Annotated in this window: 25 protein-coding genes and 1 riboswitch; of the genes, 16 read left to right on the top strand and 9 right to left on the bottom strand. The window is 39.1% G+C overall.

Annotated elements, in window-relative coordinates; genetic code table 11:
- Positions 1 to 585: 585 nt before the first annotated feature.
- The 6 genes from AC106S_RS07015 to AC106S_RS06990 all read right to left on the bottom strand — a co-directional run bounded on the left by AC106S_RS07015 (position 586) and on the right by AC106S_RS06990 (position 4,069).
- Positions 586 to 900: a barstar family protein gene (locus AC106S_RS07015; protein ID WP_482438366.1), complete on the bottom strand. Its 315-nt coding sequence runs from the start codon at positions 898 to 900 to the stop codon at positions 586 to 588.
- A 49-nt stretch (positions 901 to 949) separates the two neighbouring features.
- The gene (locus tag AC106S_RS07010) at positions 950 to 1,465 is read right to left on the bottom strand and encodes a ribonuclease domain-containing protein (protein WP_482438365.1); all 516 of its coding nucleotides are present in this window, start codon (positions 1,463 to 1,465) and stop codon (positions 950 to 952) included.
- An 84-nt stretch (positions 1,466 to 1,549) separates the two neighbouring features.
- Positions 1,550 to 2,344 (bottom strand): NAD(+) synthase, encoded by a 795-nt coding sequence (gene nadE, locus AC106S_RS07005; protein WP_482438364.1) that lies wholly within the window; start codon positions 2,342 to 2,344, stop codon positions 1,550 to 1,552.
- 12 nt (positions 2,345 to 2,356) lie between these two features.
- Positions 2,357 to 2,890, bottom strand: coding sequence for a GNAT family N-acetyltransferase (locus AC106S_RS07000; protein ID WP_482438363.1), 534 nt, complete (start codon positions 2,888 to 2,890; stop codon positions 2,357 to 2,359).
- A gap of 5 nt (positions 2,891 to 2,895) precedes the next feature.
- On the bottom strand, positions 2,896 to 3,420 hold the full coding sequence (locus AC106S_RS06995) for a GNAT family N-acetyltransferase (RefSeq protein ID WP_482438362.1): 525 nt from the start codon (positions 3,418 to 3,420) through the stop codon (positions 2,896 to 2,898).
- A 10-nt stretch (positions 3,421 to 3,430) separates the two neighbouring features.
- The gene (locus AC106S_RS06990) at positions 3,431 to 4,069 is read right to left on the bottom strand and encodes a leucine-rich repeat domain-containing protein (RefSeq protein WP_482438361.1); all 639 of its coding nucleotides are present in this window, start codon (positions 4,067 to 4,069) and stop codon (positions 3,431 to 3,433) included.
- Positions 4,070 to 4,124: 55 nt separating this feature from the next.
- Here AC106S_RS06990 and gldB point away from each other — a divergent pair, with 55 nt between their 5' ends.
- The 13 genes from gldB to AC106S_RS06925 all read left to right on the top strand — a co-directional run bounded on the left by gldB (position 4,125) and on the right by AC106S_RS06925 (position 17,906).
- The gene (gene gldB / locus AC106S_RS06985) at positions 4,125 to 5,102 is read left to right on the top strand and encodes a gliding motility lipoprotein GldB (RefSeq protein ID WP_482438360.1); all 978 of its coding nucleotides are present in this window, start codon (positions 4,125 to 4,127) and stop codon (positions 5,100 to 5,102) included.
- Between the two features lie 132 nt (positions 5,103 to 5,234).
- Entirely contained in the window at positions 5,235 to 6,137 is a 903-nt protein-coding gene (locus tag AC106S_RS06980; protein WP_482438359.1) for an ABC transporter ATP-binding protein, read from the top strand.
- Positions 6,138 to 6,143: 6 nt separating this feature from the next.
- Entirely contained in the window at positions 6,144 to 8,345 is a 2,202-nt protein-coding gene (locus AC106S_RS06975) for a thioredoxin-like domain-containing protein (RefSeq protein ID WP_482438358.1), read from the top strand.
- 25 nt (positions 8,346 to 8,370) lie between these two features.
- Complete coding sequence (gene gldC / locus AC106S_RS06970) at positions 8,371 to 8,697, top strand: gliding motility protein GldC (RefSeq protein ID WP_062696737.1); 327 nt, start codon at positions 8,371 to 8,373, stop codon at positions 8,695 to 8,697.
- Between the two features lie 115 nt (positions 8,698 to 8,812).
- Positions 8,813 to 9,952, top strand: a complete 1,140-nt coding sequence (locus tag AC106S_RS06965; RefSeq protein WP_482438357.1) for a cystathionine gamma-synthase — start codon at positions 8,813 to 8,815, stop codon at positions 9,950 to 9,952.
- A gap of 73 nt (positions 9,953 to 10,025) precedes the next feature.
- Complete coding sequence (locus AC106S_RS06960; RefSeq protein ID WP_482438356.1) at positions 10,026 to 10,484, top strand: GNAT family N-acetyltransferase; 459 nt, start codon at positions 10,026 to 10,028, stop codon at positions 10,482 to 10,484.
- A 73-nt stretch (positions 10,485 to 10,557) separates the two neighbouring features.
- The gene (locus tag AC106S_RS06955) at positions 10,558 to 11,064 is read left to right on the top strand and encodes a DinB family protein (protein WP_482438355.1); all 507 of its coding nucleotides are present in this window, start codon (positions 10,558 to 10,560) and stop codon (positions 11,062 to 11,064) included.
- Positions 11,065 to 11,333: 269 nt separating this feature from the next.
- Positions 11,334 to 11,762, top strand: coding sequence for an IS200/IS605 family transposase (tnpA, locus tag AC106S_RS06950; RefSeq protein WP_482438354.1), 429 nt, complete (start codon positions 11,334 to 11,336; stop codon positions 11,760 to 11,762).
- Positions 11,763 to 11,955: 193 nt separating this feature from the next.
- Positions 11,956 to 12,504 carry an L-threonylcarbamoyladenylate synthase gene (locus AC106S_RS06945; protein ID WP_482438353.1) on the top strand — a complete coding sequence of 183 codons (549 nt, stop codon included), beginning with the start codon at positions 11,956 to 11,958 and terminating at the stop codon, positions 12,502 to 12,504.
- Between the two features lie 114 nt (positions 12,505 to 12,618).
- Positions 12,619 to 12,963 (top strand): nuclear transport factor 2 family protein, encoded by a 345-nt coding sequence (locus tag AC106S_RS06940; protein ID WP_482438352.1) that lies wholly within the window; start codon positions 12,619 to 12,621, stop codon positions 12,961 to 12,963.
- Positions 12,964 to 13,009: 46 nt separating this feature from the next.
- On the top strand, positions 13,010 to 14,431 hold the full coding sequence (locus AC106S_RS06935) for a CCA tRNA nucleotidyltransferase (protein ID WP_482438351.1): 1,422 nt from the start codon (positions 13,010 to 13,012) through the stop codon (positions 14,429 to 14,431).
- Between the two features lie 132 nt (positions 14,432 to 14,563).
- Positions 14,564 to 15,601: a hypothetical protein gene (locus AC106S_RS06930; protein ID WP_482438350.1), complete on the top strand. Its 1,038-nt coding sequence runs from the start codon at positions 14,564 to 14,566 to the stop codon at positions 15,599 to 15,601.
- Entirely contained in the window at positions 15,561 to 17,906 is a 2,346-nt protein-coding gene (locus AC106S_RS06925; RefSeq protein ID WP_482438349.1) for a hypothetical protein, read from the top strand. Before AC106S_RS06930 ends, AC106S_RS06925 begins: the two co-directional genes overlap by 41 nt.
- A gap of 91 nt (positions 17,907 to 17,997) precedes the next feature.
- Here the strand turns inward: AC106S_RS06925 and AC106S_RS06920 are convergent, their stop codons facing one another.
- From AC106S_RS06920 to cdd, 3 genes are all read right to left on the bottom strand, one after another.
- Positions 17,998 to 19,041: a YncE family protein gene (locus AC106S_RS06920; protein WP_482438348.1), complete on the bottom strand. Its 1,044-nt coding sequence runs from the start codon at positions 19,039 to 19,041 to the stop codon at positions 17,998 to 18,000.
- Positions 19,042 to 19,055: 14 nt separating this feature from the next.
- Positions 19,056 to 20,897 carry a TonB-dependent receptor plug domain-containing protein gene (locus AC106S_RS06915; protein WP_482438347.1) on the bottom strand — a complete coding sequence of 614 codons (1,842 nt, stop codon included), beginning with the start codon at positions 20,895 to 20,897 and terminating at the stop codon, positions 19,056 to 19,058.
- 32 nt (positions 20,898 to 20,929) lie between these two features.
- A riboswitch (cobalamin riboswitch) is annotated at positions 20,930 to 21,105 on the bottom strand.
- 813 nt (positions 21,106 to 21,918) lie between these two features.
- A complete protein-coding gene (gene cdd / locus AC106S_RS06910) occupies positions 21,919 to 22,401 on the bottom strand; it encodes a cytidine deaminase (RefSeq protein ID WP_482438346.1) in 483 nt (160 codons plus the stop codon).
- Between the two features lie 103 nt (positions 22,402 to 22,504).
- On the opposite strand from cdd, the gene namA reads away from it, so the two are divergent.
- The 3 genes from namA to tssD all read left to right on the top strand — a co-directional run bounded on the left by namA (position 22,505) and on the right by tssD (position 24,543).
- Positions 22,505 to 23,557: an NADPH dehydrogenase NamA gene (gene namA / locus AC106S_RS06905; RefSeq protein ID WP_482438345.1), complete on the top strand. Its 1,053-nt coding sequence runs from the start codon at positions 22,505 to 22,507 to the stop codon at positions 23,555 to 23,557.
- Between the two features lie 54 nt (positions 23,558 to 23,611).
- A complete protein-coding gene (locus AC106S_RS06900; protein ID WP_482438344.1) occupies positions 23,612 to 23,887 on the top strand; it encodes a DUF2752 domain-containing protein in 276 nt (91 codons plus the stop codon).
- A 251-nt stretch (positions 23,888 to 24,138) separates the two neighbouring features.
- On the top strand, positions 24,139 to 24,543 hold the full coding sequence (gene tssD, locus AC106S_RS06895) for a type VI secretion system tube protein TssD (RefSeq protein WP_482438343.1): 405 nt from the start codon (positions 24,139 to 24,141) through the stop codon (positions 24,541 to 24,543).
- Positions 24,544 to 24,787 lie beyond the last annotated feature (244 nt).

Below are 24,787 nucleotides of genomic sequence, written 5' to 3'. Positions count from 1 at the left end.
TTATTGGGGAGAGAATAGATCTGCCCAATCCGCAAAATCAGCGAGAAAAAATCTCAGCAAACATCAGTTGGATTTGTGAAATCTGTGGGGAACTATTGTAACCGCAACAGTCACAAAAGATTTTGACACTTAAGTTATTTTTTTGTTTCAATTCTTTGCGCACAGAAGTTCACCTAAGATTCTTAAAAATCTGCGATTTTTATTGGGGAGAGAATAGATCTGCCCAATCCGCAAAATCAGCGAGAAAAAATCTCAGCAAACATCAGTTGGATTTGTGAAATCTGTGGGGAACTATTGTAACCGCAACAGTCACAAAAGATTTTGACTCTTAAGTTATTTTTTTGGTTCAATTCTTTGCGCACAAAAGTTCACCTAAGATTCTTAAAAATCTGCGATTTTTATTGGGGAGAGAATAGATTTACTTCAATAGAGGTGAACTTTAATCCGCCTGAATAGTAAACATTCATCCGGCTTTAGCCAAAACCTGTATTTCTTCAATTTATAAAATAAAAAAATGTCAGCAGGTTTTTACTTTGTAAAATACTGACTGACACTGTAATTTTTTCTATTTACATAATTCAGGATTTATTCTTCATCCTCCGCATCCTCATCATCCTCATCATCTTCATACTGCTCCAGATAGTAGCTGAAACTGAAATCTTCCACTTCATCCTCGGCATCTTCCAGAGTGGTAAGAAGATCTTCAAAAATTTCAAGCTGATCTACGGTCATATTAACAAATTCGATGTGGAGAGGCATTTCCAGTTCTCCGGTAATGACATCTGACAGAGCATCGAGGTTATCTCCAAAATAATCGGGAAGCGTAATCTTTTCCTTTAATTGGGCATAAAAATCCTCATAATCTCCGATGTCTGTAAAATCTATATATATTGTCTTCATATTCAATTGAATTTCCAGTTTTATGAACTAAAAAAGCTTTGCAGGAAGCTTATTGCTTTTCAAAGCTCTTATAATGGTTTTTGGTAAGATAAACATCCCCGTTCTTTGTAAAGATGATCCTGTCGGCATTTCTGCTTCCGCAATGATAATTCACATCAGCTTCGTAATATTTTTCACCTTCCGGCAGTCTTCTCTCACGGTTGCCAAACTTATCACCGCCAATGGCTTTTCCGGGAAGTACATCGCAGAGATTTCCTTTGGATGGGTTCCAGCCCTGCTGTCTTGCTTCATTTTTAGTGATATAATAATCCGGCAGCCTGTGATTCTGCTTTACATAGCTGATGACTGTTTTTTCTTCCGTAAGCTGGTCGATGGAAGACTGTGAGGAAGAATTCCGGGTTCCGGACTGGTCTTCCGAAGCACTTCCATAACTTACCGTTTCTGTTTTTACAGCATCCGGATTTTCTTTCTTACCTTCAATGAAGTTCTTATAAACATACATCACCGACATTCCGAAGAGAAGCCCGAGACACATGAATAAAACGGCTCTTATTTTACTGTTCATACTATGATTAATGTAACAATTTACCGGTCTGATCATGTAAGAGTATATTGATAGACCGGTAGATTATTATACGGGTAAATTAAATTAACTGTTTCTCCATTCTTCCGGAATATCACATACCGGAATAGGATCAATTTTATGCCTTGCGGCTTTGTGCATCCTGTCAAAAATTAAAAATACTTCCTTATCACGGCCTTCATAATCGTCTGCTGTTTTTGTTCCGTATTCTTTCTGAATCTTTTCCAGTTCCGGATAAGTGGCACCAATCTGCTGCTCATCCGTTCTGTCCACATCCCAAAGTCCGTCGGTAGGAATGGCTTCCTGGATATTTTTAACCAGATCCAGGGCTCTGGCGAGGGTATAGACTTCTGTTTTATAAAGATCGGCAATAGGGGAAACATCTACGCCTCCGTCACCGTATTTGGTATAAAACCCGATGCCGAAATCTTCCACTTTATTCCCGGTTCCGCATACCAGAAGGCCGTTCAGCTGCCCGTAGTAATACAGGGTAAGCATTCTCAGCCTGGATCTTGTATTGGCAAAAGCAAGCTTTTCGTTCGGATACAGGTCATCCTTTACATCGAATGTCTTATAAAGCTCTTCAAAAGCGGGGGTAAGATTTACAGACATGGCTTCAACATTGGGAAATCTTGATTTCAGATCATTCATATGCTCCCAGGCACGGTCTATCTGATCAGGTTTCTGGCGTATCGGCATTTCAATCAGAAGGGTTTTTAAACCTGTCATGGCCGCCAGCGTAGAAACCACTCCGGAATCTACACCTCCCGAAACTCCTATTACATATCCGTTTACTTTAGCTTTTACGGCATAATCTTTCAGCCAGCCTACAATATGATCTATTACTTTTTGTGTCTGCATTCGTTTATTTTTTTAGTCTATTCCAAATTCTTTAGGGTATTTTACGATACCTGTTACATTTTTCAGTCCGTCTTTTACCAGTTCAATGGCCATGCCGTTTTCTTCAGGAATATCAAACGGAAAATAAATTCCAAAATTACTGGTTTTTTCGTAACCAAACTTAGGATAATATGCTTCATGTCCGATAAGGATAACGGATTCATAACCCAGTTCTTGGGCTATAAGATGTCCGGAAAGAATAAGCTGCCCTCCGATACCCTGATTCTGAAATTCAGGTTTTACCGAAACGGGAGCCAGTGCCAGGGAATCAAAAGATCCCTCATTATTCTCAATCTTAATTTTAGTAAACAGGATATGTCCGGCTATTACTCCGTCTTCAGTTTCAGCAACCAGGGAAAGTTCCGGGATAAAAGCATCTGATTTTCTTAAACGTTCAACCAGAAAATGCTCCTGATGATCGCTGTGTTCCATAGTACGGAAAGCGTCTTCCGTAAGTTCAGAAACTTTTTTATAGTCTTTTTCCTCTTCCTGTCTTATCGTCAGCATATTGTTTAAATGTATTTTTCGCGTTTTAATTCATACCAGTTACAGATTCCGTCAGGCTCTGTAAATTCTCCTGTTTTTTCAAAACCTAATTTTCTTAATATATGGTTGGAGGCTTCATTTCCTGAATGGGCATGAGCATAGATAATTTCTGCATTCATCTCATTGAATCCCAGATTCAGAGCCGCTTTTGCGGCTTCTACGGCATAACCTTTTCCCCATGCTTCAGGGATAAAACGGTAGCCAAGATCCAGCACATTGCTGTACCCGTTGATCGGTTCAGTCAGCAGTTTGAGGCCGCTCCATCCGATCAGGAGTCCGGATTCTTTTTCAATGACGGCGAGCCGTCCGGTTCCGTTTTCAGTGTACTGGTTTCTGATGAACCGGATAACGTCTACTGTTTCACTTACTTCTGTAAGTACCGGTACACCAATATATTTCATGACCTCAGGGCTGGAGTCCAGCAGAAACATCCGTTCAGCATCCGTTTCTTCCAGAGGTCTTAAGATCAGTCGTTGGGTTTCTATTTTCATGGTATTTAGTTTATTCCTCAGCTCCGAAAATGGTAACATCTGTTTTAGTTCCTTTCTTAATATCATATTCTTTCATTCCGTTTCCTCCTACATTAAGGGTTTGCAGTGAAAGGTTGGCTGAAATATCAAGCTTTTGAACCTTATTATGTTCGATGTTCAGCTTTTTCAGATTTCTGAGAGGTGTTATATCTATTGTTTTTAAATCATTTAAAGATAAAGTTAATTGATCAATTTTCGGGGTTTCTTTTAACGAAATATTCTCCAGAAGATTGTTGTCAAGATATAAAGCGGTCAGTCTTTTAAGATTTTCAACGTTGAAGGATGAAGCTTTACATCCCGTACAGGAGAACAGTTCAAGATGTTCCGCACCGGCTATGGAAATGGCTGGAATGATATTGTCGTCCAGAACGATCATTTTTACATTTTTAAAAAGAGCCAGGTCTTCCGTTGAGGTTATGTTTTTCTGAACCAGAAACAGATTGATCACCTGATCTGCTTCCTGCTGCTCCAGGGCTCCGTTTTTATTGAGATCAAAATTTTCCAGTACCGCCTTTTCAAAATTACGGTCCTTAAAATGAAGTTTTTGGCCGTTATAAAAAGAAAATCCTGAAATAATCAGGCTGAAGGTTGCAAATATTTTAAAATTCATCACCAATTGTCTTTTTAATCCTTATTTTTGTGTCCTTAAATTTCATGTAAAAATAATGAAGATTTTTAGAATTATTGCGCTTTCTTCCATTTTAATTCTGGCACTGGATTCCTGTAAGAAGGATTCTGAGAACCTGTGGAAAGTAGAAGTAAAGGAAACGGCTGAAAAAGTAGATATTACTGATATTTCCAGAGAATTTTACGATACAAAAATTCCATTGGACCAGTTTAAAGCAAAATTTCCCTGGTTTCAGGGAACTGTTTCCGATGCTGATTTTGAAAAAAGAAGGGCAGATGCGGAAGAGATCAAGATCTATAAAGAAGCTGCCGGAAAAATAGATCAGGCAAAACTTCAGAAAGAACTTCAGAGTCTCTTTTCCCACATCGGATATTATTTCCCACAGTTCAAAAGTCCTAAAGTATATCTGTTTTCATCCGCATTGCAGATGGCGCAGGATCCCATTATCTATGATGCAAAAGGCAATCAGCTGTTTATAGATATTACAGGTTTTATGGGAGACGGAAATCCTAATTATAAAGGACTGGAGCTGTATTTTCAGAAATCGATGAATCCTCAGAATATTGTTCCTAAAGTTTCGCAGATCTTTGCTGAAAATATTGTAACGGAATCCCCGGATCATCAGAAATTTATTGATAAAGTAATCCTGAACGGTAAGATTATGATGCTTCAGGAAGCCTTCCTTCCGGATACTCCCGATTATCTGAAAATGAACTACACTCAGAAACAGTACGAATGGGCCGTAGCTAACGAAGCCAATATCTGGAATTATTTTGTGGAAGGAAACCTGATCTTCGGTGACGACCCGAGATTGGTTGAGCGTTTCATCACACCGGGTCCGTTCTCTAAATTTTATACAGAGATCGATAATGTATCTTCTCCACAGATCGGAATATTCACCGGATGGCAGATCTGTAAATCTTACTTTAAACAGAAGCCTGAAACCAAGCTTGTAGATTTCTTAAAACTTGATGCTACCAAAATATTCAACGAATCAGGGTATAAGCCTAAATAGTTGAAATTCAATAAGTATAAGAGCCTTCAGATAACTTTGAAGGCTTTTTTTATATTTAAATTTTAAAAACATACTACTTTGTATTGCATAATACCGTTTTAATTGTATTTTTGTTGTAAACGAAATATACCCATGGAAAACATGATACAGATTCAAAACCTCAATTTTGAATTTTCTAAAAACAAACCGGTGCTCAGAAATATCAGCCTTTCAGTTCCGAAAGGAAGCATTTTCGGATTTCTGGGAGCCAACGGAGCCGGAAAATCCACCACCATGAAAATGCTGATCGGAAGCATACCGGATGAAAACGGAACGATCAGGATTTTTGACCGTACATTATCGCAACTTTATCCTGAAGGATTTAATAAAATAGGAAGTCTTATCGATACGGCGGCTTTTTATGACCATCTTTCCGGCTGGGAAAACCTGCTCGTTATTTCCAGGCTGAGAGAACTGCCCGAATCCGAATGCGAAAGAGTGCTTCGGCTTGTAGACCTCTGGGACAGCCGGAATATGAAAATGAAACGATATTCCCTGGGCATGAAGCAAAGGCTTTCTATTGCCATGACCCTGCTGGGAAAACCGGAACTCTTGATCCTCGATGAGCCTGTAAACGGACTCGACCCGAACGGAATGCTGGAAATGAGGGAACTTCTGATCAGACTTAACCGGGAGGAAGGGGTAACCATATTTATTTCAAGCCACCTGCTTCAGGAAATTGAGAAAATGATCACCCATCTTGCAATTATTTCACATGGTGAAATACGTTTTACAGGAAGCATTAAAGATCTCAACGAACTTTACCGGTACGATCATATCAGAATAGGGCTGAATAATGCTTCGAAATTCATCAGTGAGATTCCTGCCAGTTATTCGCCACAGAAAGTTGATGACAATACCATGGAGATCACAGCGGGATCAAAAGAAGATATTGCCGCCCTTGTCAGATTGCTGGTGCTGAAAGATGCTGAAATTTTCGAAATCAAAAACAGTGCAGGCCTTGAGGACTGGTTCATGGAAATTACTAAAAACTAATAACAGATGAAAAAATTAATAACAGCAATCAATATCGAATGGCTTAAAACAAAAGGGCTGGGGCTTACTTATATTGCCATTATCTTAGGAGGGATGATTCCTCTGCTCGGCTTCATTCCAAGTTTTTTTAAACCGGAATTTGTAGCGGAGGGGGATCTTCCGTATTCTGTCTTTGAATATGCCATATCCGGAGATGCCATTAAATCTTTTACCTTTTTTATTCTCCTGGTATTTGTGATCATTGCTGCCAACAGGATTGCGCAGACGGACCATAAAAACAACGGATGGCAGCTGATGGAAACTCAGCCGGTGAGCCGTTTTCAGCTTTACTTTGCGAAATACATCGTTCTGATCATGATGAGTATGATCTGTATTCTTTCTTATTTTGGTTTCAACATCCTCATGTCGGTCATAGATTATTATATTCATCCGAATCCTGCCAAATTACTGCATCTGGATTGGGTATGGATGATCAGCACCATTATCCGTGTTTTCATAACTGTTTTAGGGATTGCGGCTCTGCAGCTTTGTATATCGGTGGTATTTCCGGGATTTATCTGGTCGTTTCTTATCGGATGTCTGGGGCTGGCTTCCAACATTACTTCGCTTATACAGAAACAGTCTTTTTTCTTTAATCCTTACAGTTCTCTCTATATTTTCTCAAAATCTGTGGAAATAAGGGATCTGAACAGTTTTATTTCCTATTCGGAATATCTGAGTCTTTTCTGGATGATCGTTTTCTTTCCCATAGGATACTTCTGGTACAGCAGAAAAGGATTCAGAAATGCATTTCTTAAAAATAAAAAGCGGGTGATGATTTCAGCTCTATTTCTCATCATTACCGGAGGATTCCTGTATGCCTTCCAGAAACCGAAAGCTTATCAAAGCGGTGAAAAAGGGGTGACGATCAAAGGAAAACTGCAGACTGATCTGAAAATAGATTCCGTACGCATCTATTCTAAAGATTTTCATAAAAAAATAGCAGCTGCGGCAGTGAAGAACAATGCTTTCAACTGGACAACCTCGCAGGAACTTCCGTTAGACGAATATATCCTGGAGATCGGAAACAAAAAAGTGAATATTTTCATGGGAAGCGGAGACTGGTTTGATTTTGATATCAGGCTCAACAGCACCAAAATGGTATCTCACGTCAATTCCAACAGAAAAGCAGATCAGAAATATCAGAATACAGAAAATTCTTTCGGGTATGAATTCGGATATTCACTGGAAAAGCAGAATTATAATAATGATCCGGAGAAATTTTATGAGCTGGCCGAATCTGACTGGAAAGAAAACAAGAGGATTCTGGATGTGTTTGCCGATCCTGAAAATAATGCCCTTTCGGATGATTATAAAACTTACAGAAAACAGCTGATGGCTATTGAATATCTCAATGAGATCAATAATTACCGGAAAATGACTTCCTGGAGCGATCCGAAGTTTGCCCCTCCGAAATCTTTCCTTGATGAGCTGAACAGCAATATCCAAAAGCCGAGCCCGCTTTTAAGTAAAAATGATAATTATCTGCAGTATAAACTGGATAGGATGCTTACCGATGCCGACCAGGCTTCGAATGCAGACAGCATCCTTTTTGTAAAGATAGACCGTCTTCCGAACAGTATTTCAAAAGACCAGCTTTTAGCCAAACACCTGTCGAAAAGCATCGAACTGCAGTCTGACAGTCTGGCCAGAAACCGGCTTTTTACTGCTGAGATCAATAAAATACAGAACACAGATTATAAACAGATGCTCTATTCAAAACTTGACGGAATTAACCGGTCGCAGAAAGGTGCCGTCTTTCCTGATCTTGTGCTGGAAAATGATAAAGGAAAAAACCAGAATCTTTCCCAATATAAAGGAAAATATGTGGTGATTGATTTCTGGGCTACATGGTGCGGACCGTGTAAGCAGATCCGTCCGGTATTTGAAACCAGAAGCCATCAGTACAGGTATGCAGACAACATTCAGTTTATTTCTATCAGTCTTGATGAAGACAAATCCAAATGGGTGAATTATCTTAAAACAAAGAAATCCGGTATTCCGCAGTTCTGGCTTACAGACGCTGAAAAGTTTATGGGTAAATACAAAATACAGTCTATTCCAAGATTTATCATCGTAGATCCGGAAGGCAAAATATTTAACTTTAATACGCCATTTCCTGACGAAGATAATTTCGTAGAAATTTTAGATAAGCTAAAGAAGTATTAACTTTGCGGAAAAATTTTAGATTGATATGAGAAAAACTCAGATTACGATAGATGTAGAGCTGGATGAAAACCACATTCCTGAAAATATTACCTGGAATGCTCAGGATGGCGGTGTAGAGAAGGAAGAGACTAAAGCAACCATGATCTCCGTATGGGATGATAAGGCTATGGAAGCTTTAAGAATCGACCTTTGGACCAAAGAAATGCCGGTAGATCAGATGAAGATGTTTATCCACCAGATCCTGGTCTCTTTGGGAAATACCTATCAGAGAGCAACAGGCGAAGAGGATGTTGCGCAGTGGATTGAGCAGATGGCAGAAGAATTTGCAGTAAAATCAGCGATCAAAATGTAACACAATTTGAAATGTGTTAATCAGGAAGTAGTATACACCAATAATTCAAAATGCTGATCAGTATCCGCTTCATTTTCAAATTAACACATTTACAAATTTTCAAATTATATAAAATATGAACTTTAATACAAAAGTAATCCACGGAGGGCAGCATCATGAGTCTGCAACAGGTTCTGTGAACGTTCCTGTATTTTTAACCTCTACCTTTGCACAGAAAAGCCCGGGTGTACACTCCGGATACGAATATTCAAGAGCCGCCAATCCTACGAGACAGGCTTTGGAAGACTCTCTGGCAAGTATTGAGAACGGTGCGAGAGGTCTTGCTTTCGGCTCAGGTCTTGCAGCGATCGATTGTGTTTTAAAACTGCTGAATCCGGGTGATGAAGTAATTGCAGTGGACGATCTTTACGGGGGAACTTACAGAATGTTTACGAGACTTTTTGAGAAATATCAGCTGAAATTTACATTCGTGAATTTTGATGATGTGTCTAAGATTGCCGATGTAATTACTGATAAAACAAAGCTGATCTGGATAGAAACCCCAACTAATCCGCTGATGAAGCTGGTTGACATTAAAGCGGTGGTTGATATGGCAAAAGGAAAAAATATCCTGGTTGCCGTTGACAATACTTTCGCAACTCCTTATATCCAGAGACCTATTGATTTAGGAGCTGATATTGTAATGCATTCTGCCACAAAGTATTTGGGAGGACATTCAGACGTAATTGCCGGGGCACTTATTGCCAAAGATGCTGAACTGGGAGAAAAACTTCACTTCATCCAGTTTGCAAGCGGCGGTATCTTAGGACCTCACGATTCTTATCTGGTTCTTAGAGGGATCAAAACGCTGGCATTAAGAATGCAGAGACATTCTGACAACGGGCTGGCAGTAGCAAAATACCTGGAAACTCATCCGGCTGTGGATAAAGTAATTTATCCGGGACTGGAGTCTCATCCTCAGTATGAACTGGCCAAATCCCAGATGAAAGAATCCGGAGGGATGGTTTCCTTTACATTCAAATCAGGTAAAAAAGAAGATGCCGTTAAATTCCTTGAAAAAGTAAGGGTATTTACACTGGCTGAATCTTTAGGAGGAGTAGAGTCTCTTGCCAATCACCCTGCGTTGATGACACACGCTTCCATCCCGGCTGAAAAACGCGCAGAACTGGGAATCACAGATGACCTTGTCCGTTTAAGCGTAGGCATTGAAGATGCAGAAGATCTGATTGCAGATCTGGAAAAAGCATTCTCTTAAAATACATATTAAAAAGAGAGGTTCAGTTCGCCGAACCTCTCTTTTTATGATTAAAGACCATCACAGGAAAAATATGAAAAATACAAGAAAAGCTACCTTCAAAGATCTTGAACAGCTGTCTGCACTGTTTGACCAATACAGGATCTTTTACCATAAAGAATCCGATATTCCTGCGGCAGAAAATTTCCTGAAAGAAAGAATTCAGAATAAAGATTCTGAAATTTTTATCGCGGAAAAAGACGGCATTCTGACCGGATTTGTCCAGCTGTATCCTATATTTTCCTCCACAAGAATGCAGCGTTACTGGCTGTTGAATGATCTTTATGTGAATACAGACCATAGAGGAAAAGGTTATTCCAAAGAACTGATAGAAGCAGCCAAAGATCTGTGCAGGTCGTCAAACGCCTGTGGAATGCTCCTTGAAACCGGGAAATCAAACGATGTCGGAAATCAGCTTTATCCGTCCTGCGGTTTTGAGCTGTATGATTCTGTGAACTTCTACGAATGGACTAATCATATGAGTGATGAGTAATTGGTAATGAGTAATAATATTAGCCTGTAACTCAACTTTATAATACTTTTTATTAAAAAAACAAAAACAAAATATGACAGATTTTCAAAAATATGTTCAGCGATATTTAGATGAGATTCCTGAAGGAAACTGGTTGGAAGAATTAAAAAAATCAGGAGAGGAAACTATTGCACTGTATTCAGGGCTTACTGAAGAACAGGCTCATTTTGCCTACGCTGAAGGAAAATGGTCTTTAAAAGAACTTTTACTGCACCTGTCAGATTGCGAAAGAGTATTTCAGTACAGAATGTTAGCTTTTGCAAGAGGAGAAACAGCGTCACTTCCTGGTTTTGATGAAGAATTGTATGCCGGTAATTCTTATGCGGATAAAAGAACCCTGGAATCTCTGCTTGAAGAATATAAACTGGTAAGAAAATCCTCACAGATTATGATGGAAACCTTCGAGCCGTCTGTCTTAAACAATACCGGTATTGCCAATGGAAACGAAATTCATGTGGAAACAATCGGAAAACTGGTTGTGGGACACAATTACCACCATCTGAATATCATCAGAGAAAGGTATCTGCCAGGATTGAAATAGAGATAAAAAACGATACATAATACTATCAATTTGAAACGGGCTTCGGCCCGTTTTATTTTTGGTGAAAATCAATAAAATTACCATCAGAGATTAAAAAATCATCTTCGTAAAATCGCTTTCTTATTCAATAGAAACGGGCTTTAGCCCGTTTAAAAATAAATTCAATCAAATTTTTTTTATTCAAGTTCCCGTATTTTATAGGATAAATTCAATTTTCAGCCTTTATTCCGAATAATTCAAAAATATTATTTTTGGTAGAAACAGCACAAATGTCTTTTATTAAAGTTTATATCCATCTTGTTTTTTCAACAAAAAACAGAACTCCTTATTTGAATACATTCAGTCTGAGAATTAAAGTCTGGAAACATATCAGAGAAAATGCTTCGGAAAAAGGAATTCATATAGATACAGTTAATGGTTATTCGGATCATTGTCATTGTCTTATTTCTCTTGCATCAGATCAGAATATAGAAAATATAGTACAGCTGATAAAAGGGGAATCATCTTATTGGATTAATAAAAATTATCTTACAATAGATAAGTTTTCCTGGCAGGATGAATATTTTGCAGTGTCCGTTTCCGAATCGAAAATTGAAATGGTAAGAAATTATATTAAAAATCAGGAAGCACATCACCGGAAAAAAGGCTTCGAAGATGAATATCAGAAGTTTTTGGATAAAAATAATTTTAAAATATAGATTTTGGCTAAAGCTAATGGATTGTATGATTTTTGTAAAATGGCTTCCTTATTCAATAGAAACGGGCTGAAGCCCGTTTTAAAAAAAATAACCCATCCCAATATAAAAAATATCCGCACCAATTTTCCCAATTAAATTTGGCCTGAAACCCACAGATTTTCTACCTTTATCACGGTTTTGAATTTACAGAATTATGGAACATATTATTGAAGTGTTAAAATCCGGCGGAACCATTCTCTATCCTACGGACACGATCTGGGGAATAGGCTGTGATGCAACGAATATAGAAGCGGTTAACAAAATTTTTGATATTAAAAAGCGGGAGAAAAATAAATCCATGATTATCCTGGTGGAATCTGAAAAGAGACTTCAGGATCTGGTGGACGTTCCGGAAATGGCATGGGAGATTATTGATCTGAGTGAAAAACCGGTAACCATTGTTTACGAAAACCCCAGAGGTTTACCCCAGGAACTGCTTGCAGAAGATGGAAGCATAGGGATAAGGCTGGTGAAAAATGAGTTTTGCAAAAAGCTGATTACAAAACTCAATAAGCCTTTAGTGTCTACTTCTGCGAACTTTAGCGGAGATAAAAGCCCTTTGAAATTTTCAGATATATCGCCGGAGATTATCAACCTGGTAGATTATGCCGTGGAGGAGGATCGTGAGAAAGTTTCAAAATATTCCGGGTCTTCTGTGATCAAGATCTGGAGCGACAACAGGATAAAAGTATTACGCGAATAATGCGAATAAACACATGAAAAACAATAAGAGCTTTAAAGTCTTGCCAATCCGGATTGGCAGGATTTCTTTTTTTAATTCTATCTTTGCAAAACTTCAACTGGTAAAAGTTACGCCATGAACCACCAAAAATTTGCTGAAGAATGGATCAGTGCCTGGAATTCTCATGATCTGGATGATATATTATCCCACTATTCTGAGGATATAGAGATCAGTACACCGATGATTGCTATGGCTACGGGCGGAAAAGAAAGTACGCTCAAAGGAAAGCAGGCCGTCCGTGAATACTGGAAAAAAGCATTGGAAAAATTTCCGGATCTCCATTTTGAGCTTATACAGTCTACGGCAGGTGTAGGTTCAGCAGCACTGTTTTACAGATCAATTATGGATAAGCTGGCAGTGGAAGTGATGTTTTTTAATGAAGAAGGAAAAATTAACAAAATGTATGCTCATTATGATTAGCAGGGCGAAGGCCTGGCTGGAATACAGATGATCTATTATATCAACGATGAAAATTAATCTTACCCAAAATAAAAATTTAAAATTATTCAAAATAATTTCTGATGCTGCGGAAAAAAATAACCAGTCGGTGTACATCGTCGGGGGATACGTCCGTGATCTTTTAATGAAAAGAAAAGCATCTACCGATATTGATTTTGTAACGGAGCAAAACGGTATTGAGCTGGCACAGACGGTTGCCCGGGATCTTGATCCTAAATTAAAGGTTTCCGTTTTCAAGACCTATGGGACAGCTATGATCAAATACAAAGATCTGGATCTGGAGTTTGTAGGAGCAAGAAAAGAAAGCTATACCGAAAACAGCCGTAAGCCGGACGTAGAAGGAGGAACGCTTGAAGATGACCAGAAAAGAAGGGATTTTACCATCAACGCGATGGCAATCTCTTTAAACAAAGACAGTTTCGGAGAACTGGTAGATCCTTTTGACGGAATTGGCGATCTTGAAAGAGAAACCTTAAGAACACCCCTGGAACCTGCGCAAACTTATTCAGACGACCCTTTGAGAATGATGAGGGCAGTACGTTTTGCGTCAACCCTGAATTTCAAAATTGAAGAAAACTCTTTAGAAGCCATCAGACAGGAAGCTGAAAGGATTAAGATCGTTTCTATGGAAAGGATCATGGTGGAATTCAATAAGATCATGATGTCTGTAAAGCCATCCGTAGGACTGAGATTAATGGAGCAGACAGGACTTTTAAAGCTTATTATTCCCGAACTGATCGAACTGAAAGGAGTAGAAGAAGTGGAGGGACAGACCCACAAAGACAATTTCTATCATACTCTGGAAGTGGTAGACAATATTTCTGAAAATACAGATAATCTCTGGCTGCGCTGGTCGGCATTATTACACGATGTAGGAAAAGCTCCCACGAAAAAATTTGTAGAAGGAACAGGCTGGACCTTTCACGGACATGAATTTCTGGGCTCTAAAATGGTGAAAACTCTTTTTCAGAGACTGAAGCTGCCATTGGGAAGCGATATGAAATATGTACAGAAAATGGTTAAGCTGTCCTCCCGTCCTATTGCATTGATCACAGATGACGCCTCAGATTCCGCATTGAGAAGGCTTCTTTTTGATGCCGGGGAAAATCTGGAAGACCTGTTTACCCTTTGCAAGGCCGATATTACCACCAAGAACTCGAAAAAGCAGGAGAGATTTAAAAAGAATTTCGAATATGTAGCGGTAAAAATCAGAGAAGTGGAAGAAAAAGACCAGGTCAGAAACTTCCAGCCGCCGATTACCGGAGAAGAGATCATGAAGATGTTTAACCTTAAACCCGGCCGTGAAATCGGAATTCTTAAAGAAAAAGTAAAAGAAGCCATCCTGGAAGGCGAAATCCCGAATGAAAAGGAAGAAGCAGAGAAATTTGTGATTGCCGAAGCCGGAAAACTGGGACTTCAGATCAGTTGAAAATAAATTCTTAAAAAATCTTAATTTTTTATCAATAATATATTGAAATAATACACTGTTGAATTGATTTTGTAATTACATTTGTAAAAACATTTCAATTCGGCAGTGTATCATTTTTAAAACATTCTATTGGTGAAAAATACCTTTTTATTCCTCGCTCTCATCCTTTCCCTGCTTTCCTGTGAAAACAAAGTGGAATCGGTTGAAAAAGCTTTCTATTACTGGAAATCCGATGGCTACTCCTTATCCGAGAAAGAAAAAGATCTCCTGAAAAACCAGGATATTAAAAAACTGTACGTAAAATTCTTTGAAGTCGATTATAGCGAGGCGATGGGTAATTTTCCGGTTTCCAAAACCAATTACAGTTATTATACCTGTTGTGATGGGGAAAAAGCCGGGTATGAGATTATTCCGGCAGTATATATTAAAAATGTTGTTTTTCAGAAAAGCAATGAAAAAGAACTGGATCAGCTGGCGGATAACGTCAGCTACCTCATCGATAAATATGCCCGTGAAAAAATGGATTCACTCCAGGTTTCAGAGATACAGATCGATTGTGACTGGACGGAATCCACGAAGAATAAATATTTTTATTTTCTCAAAAAACTGAAGCCGCTTTCCAACAAGCAGATTTCTGCCACACTTCGCCTTTATCCTTACAAATATCCCGATAAAATGGGGGTTCCTCCGGTAGATAAAGTGACGCTTATGTGCTATAATCTTATCAATCCGCTTGAAGATAAATCAAAAAACTCAATCCTTGATCTGAAAGAACTGGAAAGCTATCTGAGCGGTACCAAAAAATATCCCCTGCATCTTGATATTGCCCTGCCGGTATATTCCTGGATGCAGATCTATCAGAATAACCGTTTTACGGGAATTATATACAACGGAAATCAGCTGAAAAAAAGCCTGAAATCCATAAAGCCGATGTGGTATGAAGTAACAAAAGATACGGTGATGGATTACCAGACCTACCTGAGAATTGGGGACAAAATAAAATACGAAGAAATAACCACAGATAAGATCACTCAGGCAATAGAACTGATTAAAAAGCATGTGAAACTCGATAAGAATGTCACGGTAACCCTGTTTCATTTAGACGAAAACCAGTTAAACAACTACACCGATGAAGAAATTAGCAGTTTTTATAGCCGTTTTGCTAAATAGCATTATCACGGCCTGCGGATATTATCCTTACGGTGAAGATCTGCGGTTTTCCTTTTTAAATCCGAAGAATTTACCTTACCGGAACTATGCTTCATTTTATTATTCGGCATTAGGCTTTACAGCAGAACCGGAAGTGGGAGCCGATGCCCGTGATAACGAAGAACTGTGGAAAAAATACTGCAGAAATAAAGTCTCCCTGGAAGATATAGAAGACGTTCTCAATCATTACAGCTATTCCGACATACAGCCGGACCGGAAAAACAGTTTTCTTAAATATCTGTATGCACAGAAAGACACCGAAGCCCTGGATTATCTGAAATTTGCCAAAAACTGTGAATATTTCAATACCTGGCAGGACGATCCGTGGGAAAGAAAAGACAGCATCGCCGGAGTAAAGAGAAAAGAACTGATTGGAAAAGCAGTTTCCTTTGCCGGAAGCAGCCGGAATATGGAAATCAGGAAAAGATACGCCTTTCTGGCTGTAAGGCTTGCATTCTATCAGGACGACATGAAAACCCTTAACCGGGTTTATGGCCAATATTTCTCTGCCGGTAACACCGGTACGGTGATTGATGTGTGGGCGCTTTACTTTAAAGCTGTTGCGGAAGAAAATCCGGGATTGAAAAACCTTTACCTGGCAAAAGTGTTTGCGCTTTCTCCTGCAAAACGTTTCGTGGCATGGCAGCTTTTTGTTTCCAGACTTCCTCAGGAAGAAACGCTGAAGTATGCTAAAAATAATTCTGAAAGATCAGCGGTTCTTCTCATGTACGGAGTTTACAATCCGGAAAAAAATCTGGAGAATCTAAAAAAAATGTATGCAGTAGATGCAGGAACAGAAGGACTGAGCTTCCTGCTTTTAAGAGAAACCAGCAAACTGGAAGACTGGATTTATACCCCTTATTACTCCCTTTTTGAACCGGCTATAAGACAAAATTATTTTACCAGCGATAATGATCCTGAAGAGGAATCCATACAAAGGATTTTACAAAGAACAGAAACAGACCGTGAATACGCCGGAAAAGTTCTGGAATTTGTCAGTTCAGCGGATCTTTCAAAAGTAGAAAATCCGGAATTCTGGAGGTTGGTGAAAGCCGAACTCCTGCTCATGACCCGGAATTACTCAGGCAGCCTGGAAGAAATTGCCGGACTTGAAAAAATGCTTCCCGTAAACAGTGGAATCTGGCAGAATCTGGAACTGATCAAAACCCTGAACCTCTTTGCCGGACAGGAGTATGGAAAGGCTGTAATTCCGGAAGAAACCAAAAATATTCTGCTCAGAAACAAACATAATAAGTATTTTATTTTTGCTTTGGGAAGAGAACTTGAATATCTGGGAAACACCGATTATGCCGCACTTTTATATGTTTCACTGGATACCAGCTATCAGAATGACTACTTTTCTGTCTTCTATAAATCCCTGAAAAATACTAAAAAGACCTATACAGATTATTACGCCGACTATTTTGACTACCTGGATGCTGTATATACATCCGGACAGCTGAAAAGCTTCATCAGTAAGACGGAAAGCTTATATAAAACCGGAGATGCTTTTTACCGGCAATACCATCCTCTGAAACAGGTCCAGATCAATGAACTTTACGATCTGCTGGGAACCAAATATATCCGTGAAAACAAGCTTCAGCCCGCTCTCGCAGTTTTTCAGAAACTGGGTGAGAATTATTTTGACGGACAATCCGCGCTTTGGGAAAGAGAAAAAGAAGATGATAAAGTAGCCGGGAAAATATTTTCCGAAAACCCTTTCTATGAATTGAGATATACCCCGGATTTTATCGATAAAAAAGAAGAATTCAGGCTTAGTAAGATCAGTATTACCAAAAAACTGATAGAATATATTGGCAGGGCAGAAAATCCCGGTGAAAAAGACAGAGATTACTATTACTTTCTGGTGGCCAACTGCTATTACAATATGACACAGTACGGAAATGCCTGGATGATGAAAAGGTACAGCCTGAGCTCTTCCGGAAATTTTTCAGTCCGTGAAGATAATGAAGAGTTCAATGCTGCAAATCTGGCTAAATTGTATTACGGAAAAGCACTTGAACAGGCCAAAACAGAAAAATTTAAAGCACTCTGCCTGAGAATGCAGGGAAGATGCGAAAATTATAAACTGGATTTTAAACAGGATGAAGCCGTAGACTATTTTTATGCTTCTGAAGGATATGAAGAAGAAAGACTTCAGAAAAACAAATACTACCAGGATCTGGCCGGTAATTACGGAGATCACTATTCTGATATGATGAGCGGCTGTGATTCCTTTGCGGAATATTTTAAGGCAAGGAGATAAAAAATCCGGCCGCTTCGGAGAAGCGGCCGGAAAAAAAACACAAATGATGAAAAAAAATAAAAATTTATAGTAATACCGGAGTATTATTTTCTTAATTCCAATACACCGCGTTAGAACCCAGTCCGGCGGTTAATGTCTTAATAATTGTTCCTGAAACAGCAGAGTAAATAACGATCTTACTGCCCGCTGTAAATCCATTGGAATCGGAAGTGAAAATCTTATCATTGATCACGCTGAATCCGTAAAGATCAGAATAAGGATCTGCGCTGCTTGCAACAGTAAACAGCGGTGAAGCAGGAGCTGTGGTAGCTGCCATATCCATCGCGTAAACTTTAGTTCCTGAGCTGAAATAAAACCTGCCGTTAGAGATTTCCAGATTCTTGGCATTCGCAATACCCGTTAAAGTAGTGGTTTTTACCACAGATCCTGTATTGGAGATCTGATAAATGTAAGAATCCGCAGTACCGGCAGCAATAGCATACACATTTTGGTTGTCGGCGATCATCTTTGTGATGTCTCCGTTAGGAAGTTCAATTACATCCTGTACCTCATTTGTGAAAGTATTGATGTAAGTGATCTTGTTTCCGTATCCGTATGAAGCATTCTGTACAAAAATCTTATTTCCTGCTTCTACAATTCTTTCAGCAGCACCGGTAACCGGGATTTTTTTGATGAAAGAGTTATCCGATAGCTTATAAACACTTACATATTTCTCGCCTCCGAACTTATCATTGGTTACATAAATGCTGTTATTGGCAAAAGCCATATAACGGGGAGCAGCAAGTTCTGCTTTAATTTCTCCCTTTATTTTAAAATTAGCACGGTTAACGACCTGTATCCTGTTGGAGTTATTCAGGAGAAGATAAGCATTATCACCATTGAAGGCAATGGTCTGCAGTACATCACCAAGTATGGTCCCGCCATTGCTGGAAGAGAAAATGTTGTTCTTCTGAATGTTCAGATCAGAGCTCAGGAAAGTTACTTCTGCCGTAGGAGACTGAAATTTACCTTCATTGGCAATCAGGAAACCGTTTCCATAGTATTCTTCCGGCTCATCATTGTCGCTGCTACACGAATAAATTCCTGAAAGGAGTACGAAAGCAAAAAGAAGAGATAAAAGTCTGTGTAATTTCATAATATATTTCAGTTTTAAAAATTAATGGTTGCGTAAATACTGTAATTCCTTTTAGGCATGGGATAATAGTACACCGTCTGATAAACAGTATCAGTCAGGTTATTGATCTTGACTCCTAAAGTATACTTCTTCAGAAGCGTTGCAGAAACACCGGTATTTAAGATAAAATAAGGATCAAGCGACATCGCTTTGTTTTCATCCGTAGTCGTGTAAGTAAGACCGTTGAAAAGACCCTGAACATACACTTTAAGAAAACCGTACTGATATTCTGCCGTTCCGTTGGCTTTGTGGAAAGGAACATACATCATCTGCTTCCGGGTTTCCTTGTTTTCCGATCGCGAATAAGTATAGCCCGCATTCAGCTTTAGTGCGTGTTTGCCCCAGTTTTTATAGAATGAAGCCTGGGTTTCCAGACCATAGGATTCAACTTTATAGGTATTGAAAGCTCCCCAGTATCCGTAAGGAGTGGGTAACCAGCTGATATAATCCTTAATATCCATATAATAAGGACTCAGCATAATTTTAAAGTCACCCAGGACGAACTCATGATTCATATCGATATTGATGGAAGTTTCCGGCTTAAGATCACGGTTCCCGCCCGGCTGCCAGTAAAGATCATTAAAAGAAGGAAACCTGAAGTTTCTGGAAAAGCTTACCCCGGTATGGTACCATTTCAAAGCATTCCATTTCCCTGAAAAAGAATACAGGAGCGGAGAAGAAATATCCTCGATGAAATTCTGCTTGACACCGGCTTCAAAACGGAGATCCTTTGTAGCAAAATACCTGATAAGACCCGCTATGGCTCCTACATTACGGCTGATATTACCGAGTCCCGATTCATAGCCTTCCCCTTTGTTGACCTGGAATTCACCGATCGCATTGACGTTGATCTTAGGAGTAATGAAGTAATTGAAATCATTCCTGAAAATATAATTCTTTCCTTCCGCACCGCTCGTTTTCGGACGGCTGATATCCCCGAAATACTGGAAATTATCCTCCGTATAGGCAGCCTTTAAACTGTTGGAAAGATTCGTTGTATTTACGTCCCAGGAGATCAGGCTCCTCAAAGTCTGGGCATTGTATTTGGTCTTATTCCCGTTAGGTTCAAAAATAGGATAGTGCTGGGATGCATCAAAGATCTGGTTTTGCCATGAAATCGTCTGACGGTCTGCAATCTTATAAGAAGCCCCGATATTGAAAGTCGTATTATAATACTTTCCGTTGAGGTTATTATAAGGAGAACTTCCCACGACAAACTCAGGAACCTTATAATCATTTTCACTGATAACATAGCTTCCGGATGCTTTAAAGCTGAATTTTTCATTGCTGTAAGAAGCTTTGGCAAAATTATTATACGTTCCGAATGAAGCTGCCTCAGAATACAGCGAGGCCCCGAATCCTCTGTTGAATTCCAGATTATTATTCAGGTGAATACTGCCGCCGATGGCCGAGCTTCCGTACTGCACGCTTCCTCCCCCTGCTTTTATTTCAAGTTCATCATAGCCATAAAGCGGAATATTATTCACATCTCCCTGCCCTAAAAATACAGAATTGATATTGATGCCGTTCCATACAAAAGCCGTATGTCCGGCACTCGTTCCCCGGAATGAAGGTGAAGAAACAGCACCACGGCCGTTTTCCTTCATATAAATCTGCGACTGAAAACGTAAAAGCTCGGAAAGATTCGTCGAATTTTTCTCAATATCCTTTGGAGTAATCGTATTGACGTAGTGAAACTGTTTCACCCTGCTCATCTGGTTATCGAATATATAAATGGTATCAATGGCCTTCTCCTGTCCCAAAAGAAAGCTGCCGTATGACGAACAAAGCAGTAATAAAGATCTTTTTATATCCATACTAATTTTACTTCTCCTCCGGAAGCAAGTCATTTTTAGTTAGTATTCTGGCAGGTCTCCTGACTTTCGCGTTCTGCACCTTCCCGTATAAACAGTGGTTTTTTGCAGAATCTCTTATTACGATTTACAGTTGCGGGGACAGTTTGGGATTTTCACCCAATTCCCTATTATTTCCAATAGACTGGAAACCAAAATTTTTGCAAAGATAAGTTTTTAAATGTATTAGACAACAGGACAGAAAGATGAAACGATAAATGGGTAGAACAGGAGGGATTCTGTCAAACTCTATGGATTACGTAAATTTTTTGTTGGTTTAAAGTAATCTCCTGATAAATTGAATTATTATCATGTTTTATGGTGTAAGAAGATCAAATATTTTCATCCATTTTACAATCAAATATTGAATTTCTCGCAGAATACACGAATTTCACAGATTTTTATGGGTATGTTTTTCCTCGCAGACAGAGCAGATGATGCAGATTTTTTGTCGGTTTAAAGCAAGGGCGTAAGGACTTTAATTATGATACAGCTTTTAAGACACAAAAAAATTCAAAGATTTTCAGCAGTTTTCCTGAACAGTGATCGATTGCTTTAAGATTTAAGACAGCCGAAGGCTAATCCATCGCTTCATCGGATCAACGGAGTTGATTCTGAACTTTACTTTCTTCAAAATTGCCTGTGCATCAAACTTTGCGTTCCAAAAAATACAGTTATCATATTGATGAAATTTGAGTTTTCCACAGATTTTCCAGAAAAAGATCTGTGTTATCTGTGAGATTTGCGGGAACAATATTTATGAAGGTTTTGAATAACGATGCTGTAAAAATCTGCTTAATCTGCCAGATCAGCGAGCATAAAATTTTCATGGATTAGGTAGATTCTTTACCAAGAATTTAAGTGAATTTCTATAAGCAAAACTTTAAACTTTCAGATGAGACGTAAAAAACTGTTGTGATTAAAAAAGCTTTATTGCCACGGACACAGATATTTTATTCGTGGCAAAAAGCAATATATCTTCCATTTATAAAAACGATGAATCAAAATAGAAGGGAAGCAGATCTTTAATCGCATGTACCTTGTAAACCTCCTCATTCATACTTGAAAAATAAAGGTCGATATTCTCGTTCTGCTTGGTCTCAAATTCTATTAAGCTCTGGCGGCAGGCTCCGCATGGCGGGATCGGAGGATTTTTCTCATGAAATTCCTTAGGTCCGCCCACTACAAAGATCTTTTTAATCTTCACATCCGGAAAGTTGGCGGCTACCCAGAAAAGAGCCGTTCTTTCAGCACACAGCCCGGACGGAAAAGCAGCGTTCTCCTGGTTGTTGCCGGAATAGATCTCTCCGTTTTCAAGCAGGACAGAACATCCTACCAGAAACTGGGAGTAGGGGGCATAGGCATTTTCGCGGGCTTCTTTGGCTCTTTCGAATAGTTTTTTTTCAATATCGCTCAGTTCACTGCTGTTTTTAAAATACTCGTAACTGATCTGTATGTCTTTTTTCATATATTGTAGGACTAAAAAAGGGGGGCTAAAATTAGTTCTTTTTAATCAGGTGGGCAATATTTTTGTTCATCAGATCATTGAACCTGAAATTCAAAAGTTTAAAATGCTGTATACACCAATAAAATTCAGAAATATAGAATTGAAGAACCGCTGGGTAATGTCACCGATGTGTATGTATTCCTGCGAAAACGGACTGGCCAATGACTTTCACTTTGTGCATTACGGAAGCAGGGCACAGGGCGGAACAGGACTGCTTATGGTAGAAGCCACAGGAGTGGAACCGAAAGGGAGAATTACGAATAAATGCATGGGAATCTGGAGTGATGAGCAGGCAGATCAGCTTAAAAAGATCGTTGATTTTGTCCATTCCCATTCGGAAAGTAAAATAGGAATCCAGCTGGCCCACGCAGGAAGAAAAGGCTCTACGTGGAATAATAAACAGATCTCTGTTGAAGAAGGCTGGGAAACTCTGGCTCCGAGCCCGGTTCCCTATCATCCTTCAGAAAGAATTCCCCATGTTCTGACCACTGATGAGGTGAAGCAGCAGGTACAGAACTTTAAAGAAGCGGCAAAAAGAGCCGTGAAGGCAGGATTTGATATCATAGAGATCCACGGAGCTCACGGCTACCTGATCCACCAGTTTCTGTCCCCGCTTTCCAATATAAGAACTGATGAATATGGAGGAAGTTTTGAAAACAGAATCCGGTTCCTGATAGAGATTGTTGAGGCGGTGAATGAAGAACTGGACGAAAATACCGCTCTTTTTGTAAGAATTTCCGGAACCGAATACGCGGAAAACGGATGGGATATTGAAGACAGTGTTCAGCTGGCTGAAATATTGAAAAGCCATTCCGTTGATCTGGTAGATGTTTCCAGCGGCGGAAATATTCACGGTGCAAAAATTTCAGTTTTTAACGGGTACCAGGTTCCTTTCTCTTCTCAGATAAAAAATCAGGCAGGAGTAAGAACCGGTGCCGTCGGATTGATCACTACACCCGATCAGGCGGAAGAAATCCTTCAGAACGGAAATGCAGATCTGATATTTGTCGCCAGGGAAATATTAAGAAATCCCTATATCGCGGTACAGGGAGCCTTTGAAATGAATGAAGAATGCTTTTTCCCGCATCAGTACTCCAGAGCAAAAATTTCTTCATAATAAAATGACCAACAGCAGGCAGAAAACTTTTCACTATTAGCAAAAACAGGGAATATGAACATAGAAGACTTTATGCTGACCTGTCCCATCAAAAAATATCTGGGATTCGAATGCCTGGGATGTGGAGCCCAGAGAGCTGTTATACTTGTGTTTCAGGGAAAATTTTCAGAAGCTTTTCATACCTATCCTGCAGTATATACTTTGCTGATATTCTTTTTTACACTGGGCCTGAGCTTTATAGACCGGAAAAGAAAATACGGTACTCTTTTAATGGTTATGGCCGCCGTTAATCTCATCATTATCATTGCTGCCTATATCTATAAACATTAAATTGGTTATCATCTGCAAAAAACGGAATACTGAGCACTTAATTGAGATACTTTGATTTTCTTCTTAAGGGAACTCTTTTATGAAGCTTGATTTTCCTGATTTTCCAGACAGTACCAAAGCAAAAGTCGTAGAATTACTACAATTTACGAAACTCTTCTTTAAAAACTTTTCAGATTAGGACCTGAACTTTATCTTTGCTTCCGGATCTGATGAATACAGTATCATCAGGAGAAAGATAAAAATTTAAGAATATGGCAGGAAATTCAAGAGGAATCTTAAAATTCAATGGAGGTGAAGGTCAGAAATTATTAAAGCTGAATTACAGCGTTTCAAGATCTACGGATGTTTCAGGGCGCGTAGCGTCTGATCCGTCTAATGCTCTTATTAAAGTAACAATAGAAGCTACGGAGAAATCTGATATTCTGGAAAGCTTACTGAACAGCAAATACAAACCTACGAACGGAGAAATCACATTCAATAAATCCCATGAAGAAGGAACACTCATCTCATTGAAATGGGAAAACGGATATGTGATCCAGCATGAGGTGGATTTTGATGCTCTGGACAGCAACAATATGTTGATCAGCTTCATCGTAAGTGCAGAAAGCATCATTTATGGTGGGGCACACTATGAAGGATTCTGGCCTTTAAGCTAGTCCCGGGCAGACCCGGATATAAAGAGACTGTCCCTGAAAAGACAGTCTTTTTTCCCTGATATAAGTATCCCTTTATGGAATTTTAGGGATCAGAGGTAAAAGCCGGATAAACCGTTGAGCAAAACTGAACAAAGTCTTGTTTTCCAAAAATAGACAGAACCGTTTTGTTGATAGTAAAAATATCCCGTTATTATGGATTCTCATGTATTTTTGAGATTAATGATAAAATAATGTGTCAGGTTTT

The organism is Chryseobacterium sp. FR054 (assembly GCF_056844565.1).
Note: the sequence above shows the minus strand (reverse complement) of the source record. Positions and strands in the feature narration are given on the sequence as shown.